At 37.7% G+C, this 14,762-nt stretch carries 12 protein-coding genes; 2 read left to right on the plus strand and 10 right to left on the minus strand.

The features are described from left to right. Nucleotides 1-102: 102 nt before the first annotated feature. The 9 genes from SLP02_RS25070 to SLP02_RS25110 form a co-directional block, all read right to left on the minus strand. The gene (locus SLP02_RS25070; RefSeq protein WP_319423431.1) at nt 103-1,086 is read right to left on the minus strand and encodes a glycosyltransferase family 2 protein; all 984 of its coding nucleotides are present in this window, start codon (nt 1,084-1,086) and stop codon (nt 103-105) included. Between the two features lie 69 nt (nt 1,087-1,155). Then, nucleotides 1,156-2,268 carry a glycosyltransferase family 4 protein gene (locus tag SLP02_RS25075; protein ID WP_319423432.1) on the minus strand — a complete coding sequence of 371 codons (1,113 nt, stop codon included), beginning with the start codon at nt 2,266-2,268 and terminating at the stop codon, nt 1,156-1,158. Nucleotides 2,269-2,448: 180 nt separating this feature from the next. Then, nucleotides 2,449-3,558: a hypothetical protein gene (locus SLP02_RS25080; protein WP_319423433.1), complete on the minus strand. Its 1,110-nt coding sequence runs from the start codon at nt 3,556-3,558 to the stop codon at nt 2,449-2,451. Nucleotides 3,559-3,630: 72 nt separating this feature from the next. Then, the gene (locus SLP02_RS25085) at nt 3,631-4,593 is read right to left on the minus strand and encodes a sulfotransferase (protein ID WP_319423434.1); all 963 of its coding nucleotides are present in this window, start codon (nt 4,591-4,593) and stop codon (nt 3,631-3,633) included. Nucleotides 4,594-4,643: 50 nt separating this feature from the next. Further along, nucleotides 4,644-6,080 (minus strand): O-antigen ligase family protein, encoded by a 1,437-nt coding sequence (locus SLP02_RS25090; protein ID WP_319423435.1) that lies wholly within the window; start codon nt 6,078-6,080, stop codon nt 4,644-4,646. Then, a complete protein-coding gene (locus SLP02_RS25095) occupies nt 6,077-8,791 on the minus strand; it encodes a polysaccharide biosynthesis tyrosine autokinase (RefSeq protein ID WP_319423436.1) in 2,715 nt (904 codons plus the stop codon). Before SLP02_RS25095 ends, SLP02_RS25090 begins: the two co-directional genes overlap by 4 nt. A gap of 52 nt (nt 8,792-8,843) precedes the next feature. Beyond that, the gene (locus tag SLP02_RS25100; protein ID WP_319423437.1) at nt 8,844-10,010 is read right to left on the minus strand and encodes a glycosyltransferase family 4 protein; all 1,167 of its coding nucleotides are present in this window, start codon (nt 10,008-10,010) and stop codon (nt 8,844-8,846) included. A gap of 30 nt (nt 10,011-10,040) precedes the next feature. Continuing rightward, a complete protein-coding gene (locus tag SLP02_RS25105) occupies nt 10,041-11,264 on the minus strand; it encodes a glycosyltransferase family 4 protein (RefSeq protein ID WP_413467289.1) in 1,224 nt (407 codons plus the stop codon). Nucleotides 11,265-11,380: 116 nt separating this feature from the next. Further along, on the minus strand, nt 11,381-11,509 hold the full coding sequence (locus SLP02_RS25110) for a hypothetical protein (RefSeq protein WP_319423439.1): 129 nt from the start codon (nt 11,507-11,509) through the stop codon (nt 11,381-11,383). A gap of 102 nt (nt 11,510-11,611) precedes the next feature. On the opposite strand from SLP02_RS25110, the gene SLP02_RS25115 reads away from it, so the two are divergent. Then, nucleotides 11,612-13,840 carry a VPS10 domain-containing protein gene (locus SLP02_RS25115; RefSeq protein ID WP_319423440.1) on the plus strand — a complete coding sequence of 743 codons (2,229 nt, stop codon included), beginning with the start codon at nt 11,612-11,614 and terminating at the stop codon, nt 13,838-13,840. Nucleotides 13,841-13,991: 151 nt separating this feature from the next. Here SLP02_RS25115 and SLP02_RS26915 read toward each other — a convergent pair whose 3' ends face one another. Continuing rightward, nucleotides 13,992-14,237: a DDE-type integrase/transposase/recombinase gene (locus tag SLP02_RS26915; RefSeq protein ID WP_413467290.1), complete on the minus strand. Its 246-nt coding sequence runs from the start codon at nt 14,235-14,237 to the stop codon at nt 13,992-13,994. A gap of 214 nt (nt 14,238-14,451) precedes the next feature. Here SLP02_RS26915 and SLP02_RS25120 point away from each other — a divergent pair, with 214 nt between their 5' ends. Then, the gene (locus SLP02_RS25120; protein ID WP_319423441.1) at nt 14,452-14,664 is read left to right on the plus strand and encodes a hypothetical protein; all 213 of its coding nucleotides are present in this window, start codon (nt 14,452-14,454) and stop codon (nt 14,662-14,664) included. Nucleotides 14,665-14,762 lie beyond the last annotated feature (98 nt).

Below are 14,762 nucleotides of genomic sequence, written 5' to 3' on the forward strand. Positions count from 1 at the left end.
ATTTACTGAGGCTTTAATCTCCGAGGTGCGTAGAATAGCGATTTAATTTTGGCGTAACCATCGGGTTTGAGCGATCGCAACTCAGGTGACAATATTCAAACCTTAAGAGGTAGTAAATTGTCGTGAAATCTGCAAGATATTATCCTTGGAGGTATAAATTAAACTTCTTAGCTTGTTGTACCTACTCAAACCTAGCAATTTGACTAACATTATGGCAAAGCTTAAGCGCAGGTAATTCTTTGACTTACGTATTTGAGGATGCCAGCTAACTGCTTGGTGGCGATATTGGACTAGTCTTTGATAATTTTCACCAGGGGTTTGGAGAATTTTCCAACAGACATTAAGATAAGCAAAACTATAGCAACGCCCTTTAAGATGCTGTAAGTTTTGTGGTGCATTAGCAAAAGCCTTTTCAATGACAATCTGATAGCTTTGTTCCGTGACTCGCCAGTTTTTGGACAAACTGCTGGGAGTATCGCGATAATAAACTAGAGGTTCTAGAATCACCTGGAAGTGATATTGAGCAGCGATTCGTAACCACATATCCCAGTCTTCAGCATAGGAAGAAGGAAGGGTACAGTCATATAATCCTACAGATTGGTAACAGCTATGACGAACCATAGCCACGCTACCAGATTCGACAATATTATGTTCTAAAAGTTTTTTCCAAACATTACCTTCTTCGCTGTTACACCAAATTCGTCCTCTAGGTTTGCCGTCACTATCGATTAAGCTTACCCAGGTATAAACCAAACCAACTTCTGGATTTTCATCTAAAACATTAACCTGTTTTTCTAGCTTAGTTGACTCCCAAAGATCGTCATCATCTAGAAAAGCAATATATTCTCCTTGAGCGTGACCAATTCCAGTATTTCGCGCTCCCGCCAAACCTTTATTTTCCTGAGAAACGAGGTTGACTCGCGGATCTTCAATCTGAGAAACCCACTGTTCAGTTTCATCAGTGCTACCATCATTAACAACAATCACTTCAAAATCTTGATAAGTTTGATTGAAAACGCTGTTCAAGGCTTCTGGAAGAAAAGCCATTGCATTATATGCAGGAATGATGACTGTTACTTTTGGCATGATTTTTCTCCATAAAAAATAATAGTAATTGAGAGTTTGAATGGCAATCGCAGAAGTAAAAAGATATACCTAAAGACTTTCCAAGATCTGCGACATTTTAAAACCAATTGTTTTCCAGTTAAGCTGGTTTTCTACTTTAGATCTGGCATTTTTTGACATTTTCTCCAAAATGTCGAGATCGCTTAGTAAATTAATAATTTTGCTAGCTAATAGATTGAGATTTTGCGGCTCTAAAACAATGCCATTTTCTTGTTGTTCGATAATTTCTGGCATTCCATCCTGAGCTGTGACTATACAGGGAATTCCATAATTCATTGCCTCAATCAAAAATTGTCCTAATGGTTCGCAGCGGGCGGGGGAAACTACTAAATCAGTTTCTAGAAAAAGTCTTTCCATTTCTAAAGGCCACGACACATAACCCAGACTTGAAACGCCGTCTTCAAGAGTCGGCAATTTATTACCTACTATCACTAATTTAGCCTCAGGAATAGCCTGCCTGACTATTTTGAAGGCACTTAAGAGAATATCTCCACCTTTTCTTTCAAAATGAGAGCCGTTAAACAGAATTTGTTTGCTACCAAAGCTTTTTTTTCCGTGATAGGGTTCTCGAAACTGACCAGAGGGGGTTACAACTGATATATTTTGTGATTCGATGCCGTAGTCTTCGATTAAAGAGGACTTGACGCAGCTACTATAAGTAAAAAGATGTCGGGCATTTTGGTAAGCTTTACGTTCGCAGTCTATCCACAAAAAATATTCTGATTGCGATTTAAAAGGTGCCCAAGAAGACCAATTTCTCTTGGCTAAAGCCATAGTATAGTCGAGGTAATGCAAATAAGGAATGTCATATTTTTGCCAAAAAGGACAATACATTCCAAAAAGTTGAAAAACTAAATCTGGAGTATAGTTTGATTTTCTAATTTTCTGCTCTACAAGACATGATTGCTCAATATATTTGCGATGATTTTTGCGGAATGAGCTTGCTGGTTTAATTGGAAGTAATGGAAACTTGGTATAAATATTCTTGACAAAATTTTTGAGTATATTTAAGTTAAGTATGCTGTTGTGGTCAACTGGCAAATAATCTATAGTTTCGTAATAAGAAGCTAATGCTTCAAACAAAAAATGATGGCGGGAAAACATATCTCTATCGCCAGTCACCAAGATTTTATTTATTTTCATATTTTTGAGTTTTGAGAGAATGAAAAAATTTATTAGATTAATCCTTTACCGCAAAGCGATGCGATCGTCTAGTAAAATGAAAATTAGAAAAAGCTTGACTGACTCCCTCTGTGAAGAGTCATTAATTTGCGGTCTGAAAATATGCTATTGCTCTTTCTACCTATAAAATAATATCCAGTATTATCTGTTTGTGTTAGAAACAAAAGGAGGAGCCAGAGGAGCTAGCCTGTCTGTTTCTCCTTCATATGAAGTGGGATTATTATTGGTAACCAGATGCAAACTTTTGACTAAAGTATAATATTCTTGGAACCATTGACTATTATTCTTTTGGTTGGTTTCAAATTGATACCCATAAGTTTGCTCAAATTCTTCTGGGACTCCTTGTTGTAAGCTAAATGCGGTTACATCCCATGCTGTATCATCAGCTACGTATGCTCCATAATTTTGCAGAGCATAAAACAGCTTCAATGCTGGTAAAGTTTTCAGACCAAGGCTTTCTGGATTAACATCTGGAGGTATTGCTAATAATGAACCCATCTCAAAATTCGGATTCCTCCCGCCGTATTTATCAGCAGCGTAACTATCTGCATTTGAGGCGGGCCAGCGATATCCAGGTTTTTTATCTGTCGCTTCATAGTAGAGGTATTTGCTAGCCCAGACATTAATCCTTAAAGCATGACGAATTGGTTCGCCGTTAGTTAACTCTTCAGATCGAATCGTGCCTCCCAGAGTGGAAAGTCCTGAACCTCCGCTACTACCAGTAATTCCAGTTCCATAAATATTTTCTTTTCCTGCATACCATCCATGGACTGAACTTCCTGGTTTGCATCGGGCAGCAGAACCAATGCTTACTATCGTTTTGCCGTCTGGCTGTAAGATAGCAACACTGTTATTAGGAGTTATGGGTGGATTAACATTAGGGATAAGTTTATTTTTAGGAAAACGAAGGTAAATTTTATCTACGGGATTACCAGTAGGACTTTTAACGCCATCACAGCGATTTGTCCAACTGCCTGGAGCATGCAATCGGATGAGAGGGTCATTTTCTGAAACTTGGTAAAGTAATTCCAATTCAGCCGATGTATAAAGACCTGATTTGATGTTTGCTGGTTCATAAACAGCATTACTGGAGAGGGGTAAATTCCAAATTGATTGAGAGGAAAACGGCCACTGCCATGCTTTTCTTGTTTTCGGAAAAGGAGCCGAAGATGGATGCCAATTTGATAACTTTACAGAACTTGCTTTATTTAGATTACTTTTACCGTAGTAAATCATTGAAAAATATGTCAAAAAAACATACGTTAACAATAACAATTTGCTCATTTGCTCATTAAATAATTAATCATTGAATATTACTTTGTATTAATCTATAGCAAAACTTTCTCTAGAGTAAATTGGCGAAGCTACATCCTGAACTATTTCAAAAACTGCTTTCCGTTCTTCTATAGACAAAGATTCTATGCTGGCTTTAAAAATTTCTGAGCTATTTCTTCGAAGACTATGAACTTTTCCTGATGTCACCTTTTTCGAGTCTTTTACCCCTGTCATCTCAATAATTTTGCGTTCTATTGAATTTGACCAGGGCAATTCAAGTGATCGGTAAAGCTTTTTAAAGACTACAATAGGTTTTTGGCTCATGTCTTCATGTTTAATAATGTGCCAATCAGGATAGTTTTTATTCTGACTATATAGAACTTTATGCACCACTCTCCAATAAGCAGCACTAGTCTCAATAGGACTTTTCCATTCTCTGTCCAAAAAATTGGGCTCCTCTGCAAAGAAATCCTCGACTAAATCTTGTTTATTAATAAATCTAGGAGGCGCACGAAACCAATTTTTTCGTTTTATGCTGGCTACGAATGATATTGGATGTTTGACGAGGATAACTGGTTTAACATGAAAATGCGTATAAAGATATTCAGTTAGGAAAAAAGCAAGAGGATCTTTGATAATCGCAGCTTTCTGAAAAATATTTGCTTTTGCCAGTCGCAGATAAAAAGGCCCTCGACTTCCAAAAATGCGTTTAGCCACCTGCTTAAACAAAGGATCGTTTTCAGGAATGTAGTTAGGCAAGGTTATATTGTAGCTAAATAAACGTTTAGTAAACTCATGATATTCCTGCATATCTTTGGTATTTATACTGGGACGCACATATGGGTGAGCTGCTGTATTTTTATAGGTCAAATGGGTCTGATTATATGGTTCATGAATATAATCCACCTCTAGTGGAAGACTTAGAACCCGACCAGTGAATGTCGTTCCACTACGGACTGCTCCAGACACGAAAATCCAATTCTTAATCTTATCTGTCGTTGCTAGTTTCATAAGTTTTACGTATATATTAAGGTGTTGATATTGAGAAGTTGGTAAGAAATTTACCTGCTTTCCTGCTCGATGAACGTCTGCTCCGACCAGTCCCAACCCACTACTGCCATCAAGGTAAACCAGTAGAAAAAAAGCGTTGTCTGACTAATAACATTAGCGGCAAACATGGCTACACAAATAGCAGTTAATAAAGCTATTAAAACCGAACATAAATAGAGCTGAGAGTTTGTCGGCCTGGGAGATGTTCTAGCCATAATATTAATTAAATGAGCAAATTGAGCATATAAAAATGTAATAAAGACAAAAAGCCCAATAATACCTTGCTCCACCAGTACCGCAATATAATCGTTGTGCGCATAGTTCTTGTATACACCAATACTGCTGGCTGTTTTTAATCCATAACCCATAATCGGAAATTTCTTCCAAAAATCGAGCAAATATGTCCATTGAGCAATTCGCCAATTAAGACTATTGCCATCGCGCTGTGCGAGTAAAAGTGTGTTTGATAAACTTATATCTTGATTAAAGATAGGGGTTTCATAGAGAGAAGCTAAACGCTCTCGTCCAAAATCGCTGCTTGTAAAGAGAAATAATATTAGACCAACAAGAAGTACTGCTCCAACAAGATTTAATAAGTTGAGTCGAGTAACAATATACGCTGAACTAAATGTAGTAATTAGAACTATACCACCCAAAGATTGCGTAGTTGTTAATACAAAAGCAAGTAATCCAATTAACATCAACCAGGGTAAATGCTTGTTAGAATTTTTTAATTTCCACAAGGATAATGCTATAAATAAAACTGTAAAACTCGCAAGAGAATTAGGATGCCCTAATGTCCCATTGATACGCGATCCCGCTTCAATTTCATTGGTAGAAAAGGTCAGGAATGAAGGCAGGAAAGAAGGTGGGAAGATAATTTGCAGCATTGCTATGCTCAATGGGGCGACAAGGCTGAGAAATAACCAATTTATAACTTTTTTCGGATTGATATAGCTTTTTAACTGCATGATTAGGAAATAAACCATAGCCCAGGAAAATAGTCTTACCCATTCTTCAATAGCATTGATCGACAGTTGTGAATCATACTCAGAAACTCTTGAAAAGATCAAACCTACCCATAATCCTTGGCAGGCAATCCATGCGATAAGAAACCACCAAAATTTGTCTGTGTAAATCTTTTTCTTCAGAAGCAGTGATATGAATACATATAATATGGTTAAGGCATCAAGACCAACGGCAAAAACAGCAGGAATTTGTTGAGCCGAGAACATATCCAGAGAACTCCGTAGAATTAATAATCCTAGTACTGACTGTTCAAAATAGGTAAAAAAACAAATAACAAAAATAACTGTAAAAACTGCTAAAGACAATAAAAGAGGTTGAAGTCCGGCTAGTATGCCAAGAATCAAGCCAAAGCCAGCACTAATAATGCCAACAATTAAAGTTAAATAGGAAGCAGGATACCAAGAATTATTAATCTTCATAATTTATGAATCTCCTCAGCATCTTTACGAGAATTTTTAGTTGGCTTTGAACTAGGTAAAACTAGCAACTCACGAGCATTAACTTGAAGACTGTCATCTAACTTTTGCGGTTGCTTGGCTGCATTGTTAATCACAAAGCCAATAATTGCAGCATTGCTTTTTTGTAAATCGATTACGGTCTTTTCCAAAGCATTTTTAATAGTGTGAAAAGGTCGCGTTACCATCACTATTCCATTGCTATATTTACTTAATGTATAAGCATCACAACTGCTGCTCACTGCTGGCGTATCAATAATTACCAAATCGTATTGCTCCGCAGCCTCTTGTAAAATATTTTTAATTGCTGCTGACTCTAGAATTGTCCAGCAATTAGCAGTGGGAGTTCCAGAAGCTAAAACTGAAAGATTTTTAATCTTAGTCGGCTGTACTGTGGTCGCCAGACTTGAACTATGCTCTACTATCTCTCTTAATCCAGGCTGAAGTTGGAGCTCGAATAAACTATGCTGTGTTGGTTGATGTAGATGAGCATCAATAATTAAAGTTCTTTTAGATAGCATTGCTGATACTACACCTAAATGACAGGCAATCTCTGATTTACCCTCATCGGCGATCGCACTAGTGACAACAACTACTTTCAATTGATTTTGCCTTCGAGATTCTAGGCTTTTAAGCAGAAAACGATAGGGTTCATAGAGATTGCTATCGTTCAAAAATGCTCTAATTCGGCTTAAATTTTGGGTGCTATGGGGAAGATAGGGTAAAGTAGCCAAAAAAGGAATATGTAGTTTCTGCTCTACTTCTTTGCCATCGTACAAAGTGCGGTCAATCTTTTCTAACAGCAAAATAATTCCCGCCATCAAAATAGTAGCAATGACTATGGCGATCGCTAATACCACAGGAATATTAGGAGAACTAGGAGCATCTGGCTGGCTGGCTGGCTCGACAATTTGAAAGTTACTAATTAACTGTGCTTCAGCAATTCTAGCTTCTTCTAGTTTACGCTGGAGAAACTGAAGACTTTCATTGGCTTGTTCTTGCTGACGGACTAATTCTGTAAGTGATTGAACTTTGTCAGGTAATAAAGAAATTTGTTTATTTATTTTCTCTTTTTCAGTTTGTATAGCTGCGAGTTTATCTTTATTTGCCTCTAGTTGAGTTTGATTAGTAATTAGCTCACTGAAAACTTCTTGACCCAAGCCATTTTCTGTTTGACCCAGACTATTTCCGTTAGCCACAGATGAAGGTGTTGTTCCTGCTTCACCTGAAACTTCACCAACTTTTTTTTGATAGAGTGCCAGAATTTTTTCTTTTTTTTCTTGAAGAGCAATTACTGTAGGATTATTGTCGGTAAAATTAGATTTAGCAGCAGCTAATTGTGCCTCAACATCTGTTAACTGATTTCTCAAGGTTCCTAGCTGCTGATCTTGACCAATTCTACCTGCAACATAAGCAGATTTAGCATCATCTACGTTTGCTAGTTGTTGAAGGTTATTAATTTTCGCTTCTTCTTCTTTTATTTGAGTTGATATATTTTGCTCCTGAGTTGCTAGGTTATTTAAGCTGTTTACTAGATTAGCAGTCTGACTATCAAGAGAAACAAGACCTTGCTGTTGGCGATAACTATTTTCTGCTTTTTCTGCCTGAGCGACTTTATCTGTCCGTTCTCTTACTTTAGTTTCTAAAAATTGCCTAACTGAGCTAGCTTCAGAACGGATATTGTTAGTATTGTTAGCGATAACTGCATCCACAATTTTATTTAATAAAGCAGATGCAAACTCTGGATCGGAATTTACATAGCTTATTTTGATGATATTAGTATTAGGAAGGATTGTTATGTTTAAATTTTCCTTGATTTGCTCGGCAGAGATATTTTCTAGGGAATAGCCTTTTTTTTCTTGGGCAATATTTTTAAGGGTGCTGTTTAAAACCGATTTTGATTTAATCAACTCGACTTGACTAGCCAGAGGACTATATTCGTTGCTACCGACAATACTGCTCAAATCCTTGCCCAATTCTGAAATACTTTCTTGACGATCTTGCAAAATCATTGAGGCAGTAGCCTGATAAGTTCTTTTGACAAAGGTCAAATATAAAACTGCACCTAACAAAACGCCAAAAAATCCCATCAAAGCAGGAGGATAACGACGCTTTAGAATAAAAAGTAAAGTAGAAAAGTTAAATTCTGGCTGCGCTCTAGCCGTTTGATTGCTTCTTTTTTGAAAATAAGCATCATTTTCTGTCACTTCATTGACATTTGTTAGCTTAGGAAGCGCGAATTTTGCTCGCTCATTGTTATTCTCAATACCACTGCCGTTTAGCCTGTGAGTCTGATGTTTGGCAAACTTATTACCTTCGTAAACTAAATGAATTGTGTTGACAATTTCTTGGACATCAGCGTTTTTGAGCAAATAGCCTTTAGCACCTGCATTTAGAGCCTGAAGCAATAGTCGATCTCGGTCTTGAATAGCTAAGATTATTACATTCAAGTCTGGATTTTGCTGACTTATTATTTTAGTTGCAGCCAAGCCATCTAGCTTAGGCATTTCTAAATCCATTAGAACAACATCAGGATCTAAAGTTGCTGCCAGCTTAATTCCCCCATAACCATCTTGAGCAACCCCGACTATTTCCAAGTCTGGTTCTGCTTCTAATCTTAACTTCATATTTTCTCTGACACTTTTTTGATCGTCTACGATTAAAATACGAATCATTTTAAATGGGTTTGTAATAGTATTTCTAATTATTCTTTGTAGTTATTTCTTGTTACTTATGGCGATCGCTATTCCCGCTTTTTGGTGATTGATTGTTTAAGAGTTTAGACAACTTAGTGTACAAAACCAAATTTTCATAACTAACCTTTTTCCAGCTGTAGTTGGCTTGGACATATTCCTGAGCCTTTTTTGCTTTAACTCGTGACTCTGTTGGTTGAGATAAAACTTGTTCTAGATTGGCTATCAAAGATTGTAGATTTCCTGCTTTGAATAGCGTACCTCTATCTTGACCAATTAGTTGCTGATGGGGAGGAATGTCACTGGCTAACACAGGAATTCCTTCTCGCATAGCTTCTAAGACTACTAACGGCAATCCTTCTAAATCAGAAGGTAGTACAAACAAGCCAGCGTTGCGAACAATGTCTGATAATTTAGTTCCTGTAAGTATATTAGTAAAAATGATTTTGTCGTTTTTAGCTTCGAGCAACTCAGATTTGAAATTATCAGTTCCGCTAGTATCGCCAACAAAAACTAATTTCCATCTCTGAGAATTAAGTAACTTAAACGCCTCTAATAATAGCTCTGGGCGTTTTTCTGGTACAAGTCTGCCCAGAAAAATAATATAGTGTTTCGGTTCTAATCCCAGAGAATTAACATAATCAGAATTTGCTTCTGAATCAGAGTACTCTGCTGGTGCAGTGGGTATATAAGTAGGATCCATTGCGTATTTTTTTTGAAAATAAGTTTGCAGATCTTGAGAAACCACGATCAGTTTATCAGCATTGGCAACTGCCGTTTGCTCGCCTCGATAAATAATCGAGCTGGCAAATTTGCTCCATTTAGATCTTTGCCAATCTAATCCATGACAAGTAACAACTATTTTTGCCGAAGATAATGAACGAGGTATCCAGCAAAATAAGGATGGTCCTAAGGCGTGAAAATGAATGATATCGTATTTTTTAAGACTAGCAACAAAAGCTGCAAAAAAGGAATTAACAAAGGCATCGCCTCTTTTTAAGGGTATAGATGGCAGAGAAATGACTTGTACTCCATTGCACATATGGCGCGAAAAGCCATCTACTTTGGTATAGTCTGAACGAGCATACAAGTCGACGCTATGACCTTGCCTCGTAATATCTTTGTAAAGTTCTTGACAATAATGTTCGATTCCACCTTGTTTAGCAGGTATACCTTTTACACCTATTACGGCTATTTTCATTGCTTTTTACCGAGTTTTTTAAGCTAAAATTTAAGTCTGGGTCATGGAAACAGATAAAGAAGAATTTTGCTGTGACCAATGTTGCCACATTTGCTCAAAAACATTTTCCACAATTGTTCTGGCTGCATAAGGTTGAGCAACACGAATGCAGGCTTCTCTCGAATAGTTTTGTGGTTGGGCTAATATTTTCTGAATAGCATTAGCGATCGCTTCTGGGGTTCGATCATGAGTGACAACGCCACTATTAGCAGTTAAAAAGTTAGGCGTATCTCCTGCTTTGGTAGTTACTATCGGTATGCCACAAGCAAGAGCTTCTAAAACAGCTAAGGGCAGACCTTCATAAATACTTGTGAGGATAAACGCGCTCGATATTCGATATAGTGTTGCCAGCTTTTGCCGATCTACTGAACCGAGCATCGTTACCTGCTGTGATAGCCCCAGAGAGTCAATTTCAGTCTGTACCTCCTCGGCTAGTTCTCCATTTCCTGCTATTAACAAATGAACATTGTCAGTTTTTAAAGCAGCAAAAGAACGAATTAATAAAATTGGGTCTTTTTGGGGATGTAGACGACCAGCAAAAAGGATAAATTGCGTATTTTCTGATAAACCTTGCTGTTTGGCGAAATGTTTTCGTTTTTCTTGTTTCTGCTGAGAAGTTAAAGGGTTAAAGAAATCAAGGTCTACAGCGTTGGTTATATATTTAATGCGGTCAGCTATTTCTGAATATCGCTGTTGATAGAATTTAAACGATTCAATATTGACAACATAAATTTGACTGCACTTTTTAAAAGCCATATTCTCTACAGCAAAATAGCCAGCAGGAAAATATTTCCAAAGAATAGCATTTTTGTGGGAATCACTAATTTGTTTTTGAATATCGTTATGAACAAATAAAGTTTTTTCTCCAGACCAGTTTAATGCTGTGATCATTGGTTCTAATCGATGAAAGTGCATAAAGTCAGAAGCTAAGTTACGACCTAGAAGTGCAGTCGTGTATTTTACGCTGGTGGGTATTAAACCCCTCACATCATCATTTTCAATAGCAATTAGAGGCATGAAATCAATTTCTTTGTCTGCATAATTTGCTGATTGCCATGTTCCTATAGAAGAGCCTGGCTTTCCGGTTCCAACTAGTCTGACTCTAAACTCATCAGGGGCATATTTAATGAAATATTTGATTACAGATTGTATTCCCCCTATACTGCTTTGCCAGGGATTAAATTGGTAAAAGAGCGTTAAAACAGGCTTACGCATTATTAGTTGGATAGTGAAATGTACTAAATTAACGGCCTCTTATAAAGTACAACAATTTCACCAAACGTAGTGTTATTTAACATACAACCATAGCAATTTAAAATATGTTAAGCACCTTATTTAGGTTGAGAGATTATTGACATATCAATGATTCTATAAAGCGATCGCTCTAACTGAACTGCTGAAATATTCTCAACGATCAAATCAAAGCATTCTGTTCTCAAAATTGTGCTAAAACCTTTCATAATGAGTTACTACGATTGTGATAGCTGCTTTACTAACTTTTTAAATTTGCTATTTTAAATGTTTTATGTGGTGTCAAAAAATAATCGTAAAATATTTAACTCATGTTTAGTCTACTTAGTCTGCTCATCAGCATATTCAATCTGGGATTCAACTCAGCAATTATTCAAAAGGCTAATCTGAACCTATCTGGGGTGTTCTGGGTCAATAATCCTCAAAATACTCCTAATTTAGAAGTGCAAACAATAGCCGAAGCAAATACCAAAAAACCAGAAAAAGAATTTTGGCAACCTCTTAAAGAACCTGGTGTTGGTGGCTGGATTTCATCAGTGGCAATAAGCCCCCACGATCGCAATTTACTAGTAGTTGGTGGCGATATGTTAGGGGTAACAGTTTCCTATGATGGTGGCAAGAACTGGATTAATGGACGGGGTCTAAAAAGCTGGGAAATTGAGGAAATTACCTTCGATCCCAAGTTGCCGAACAAGATCTGGCTGGCTACTAAAAGTGGCCCTTACGTCTCTTTAGATTATGGTCAAACCTGGCAGGAAAAACGTAGCGGTTTTCCCAACTTTGAATGGGGAAAATATGCTGCACCAGTTCAGCAAATTTTAATCGATCCTGCAAAACCCAAACGCCTACTGGCGTTTACAGGTAATCAAAGAATGTCTGATTCAACTAATTCTCATCAAGGAGAAGTTTATGAAAGTGTCGATGATGGAGAAAGCTGGAAGCAAATTTCTAGCATTGGCACAAACAAAGACGATGGAAATAACATTTTGGATGTAAGTTTTGCTGGGACATCTTCTACTCGGCTTTTTGCTGCCACCGAACAGGGACTTTTTCGCAGTGACGATTCTGGCCATACTTGGCATACTCCAATCGGTAACCTGCCATTAGGAAATCAAAAGACTGTGGCAACCCATCCGACAAATCCAGATATTGTTTTGGCAACGGTAGAAGGGCATGGAATATACCGCTCTATGGATGGAGGTAAAACATTTAATTTAAGCGTTAAGGGTATTGATGGGATATCTAACGAGACATCTTTTGACAATATACGATTTGCTCCTTCTAATCCCGATCTTGTTTTGGTTGGTGTTTCCCGTCCCAACGACACCTTTATGAGTCATGATGGAGGAAAAACCTGGAGTAAGACAACAGGATATCAAGATACCGCTTATCCTATGCAAACCAGATCTTTTCGAGCTTTGGCAATCGATCCCCACGATTCTGCACACATAGTGGGCGGAACAGGGGTTTCTCTCTGGCAAAGCCGTAATGGAGGAAGCAAGTGGCAGGACATTTCCAGTACCCAGCTTTATAATGGTACCTGGAAGGGTAATGGTTACTCTGGTTTGGTGGTTATCAATATTCGTTGGAATACCTATAAACTAAAACAGTCTGCTGTAGCTGCTATGGATTCTGGTAAGTGGATCAGTCGCAACGACATGAAAAGCTGGTGGTGGGCTGGAAGCCAAAAAGGTAATGGTATGTCTGATTGGGGTGGATGGGGAGATGTTTCTTTCACCAATACTCCAGCTAAGAGACAAGTGATCTATGCTACTGAAGGTCAATATGAATATTCTAAAGGCAAGGGAGTCTATCGTTCAGCAGATGGAGGGAAAACCTGGGAGTTTAAGGGACATCCAGATGCCGAGGGAGCCCAGCCCTTTCGGATTATTGCTCATCCAAAACAGACCAACAAAGTTTGGTTGATTTGGGGTAATAAACTTTATTTTTCTCAAGACTCTGGTGACACTTGGACTCGTAAACTAAATAATGCTGGTGAAATCTACGAATTAATTGAAAATGATAAAACTCCAGAATTCGATCTTTATGTAGGATCTCAAAAGGGCTTGTGGTTATCTAAAGATTTAAAAGGTAACGATTATTCTCTAATACTAGGCTCAGATACTGCTCCCCGTGCCATTACGAGAATGGATTTTGTAGACGGCGATACATTCTATAGCGTTAACCAGAAAAACGATAATTATTCTGAGAAGGGCCTTTGGATGTATGATGCCAAAAAGTGGATTCAATTAACTAATAATAAAAATGATGGCTCGACTCCCTTTCATTGGGTATCAGATATTGCAGTTGACCCTCGTAATCCCCAGAGATTAATGGCTGCAACCGACCAGGATCCGTTTTTATCCGTGTCAGAAGCTACTGGTGTTTGGAAATCAGAAGATGGCGGTAAAACTTGGCATCAATTCAATAATGGTTTAGCTATGCAGCGGGTTGATAATATTCAGTTTAAGCCAGATTCTTCTGGCACGATAGTGATTGGGACTAGTGGCGGAGGTAGCTACATCGGTCACTTGCCTTGAAGTGTACTGTCAAGTTAACGATGAACAATATGAAATAATATGGCAGTGTTGCAAAAAGTTGAGATAAGAGTAGAAAAGAAGAGACAATTCTCAAATTAACTCACCCTTTTTTTTATTTCACACAGCTATCCCAAATAGAGAATGAATAAACCTAATTTGACTCTTGGTGCGCGTTCCTTAGCTGCTTAAAAAGCAGCAGGTCGCACCGCAAACCAGCTTCTCTCTTCACATTTTTGCTCTGACCTTTTGGGATCATATTCATTAATTCATAGCCAGAAGTTGTTTTGTACGCACTCCAGAAATTCCTGAAATTTTGACTGGTTGTAACTCGAAGTTCGATCAAGCGATGGTCCTGTTCGATTGAATTGTTCAAATATTTAACAGTTCTAGTTGGCATTGTTGCATAAATAGGTGTTGCGGAGGGTAAAACTTCAAAAATGCTAGATTAAATTTACCACAACCAAATCTATGCAATGAAGAATCAATACCGTATCTGCAACTGGTCTAAGTATAATGCAGGGTTCTGTCGCCAAAAGTTTTAAAAGACAAAATATCCCTGTAGTTATCTAAGGTATATCTGGTCAGAGCTTGAAGTTTCTGACAATGTCATTTTGTTGTTCCAATCTCCCTATAGTCCTCAAGTTAATCCCATTGAGCGACTCTGGAAAGAAATCAAAAAGCATCTCAAATGGGAACTGTTTGATAATCTCGATCGCCTTGGACAAAAAATTTTCCAAGTATTATCGCAACTAACTTCATCGACTATCGCATCTGTTACAGGATGGGACTTTATTTTAGATGCTCTGTTTGTAGCAAACATTTAAGTATTTCATATAGCAATTATTAGAAGAAAAGCTATTAGCACTTCTAGAATTAGAATGTGGGATTGTTCAAGAGAATAGTAGCCCTAATTAGGTGTAGC

The sequence above is a fragment of the Pleurocapsa sp. FMAR1 genome (genome assembly GCF_963665995.1).
Taxonomy (GTDB): Bacteria; Cyanobacteriota; Cyanobacteriia; order Cyanobacteriales; family Xenococcaceae; genus Waterburya.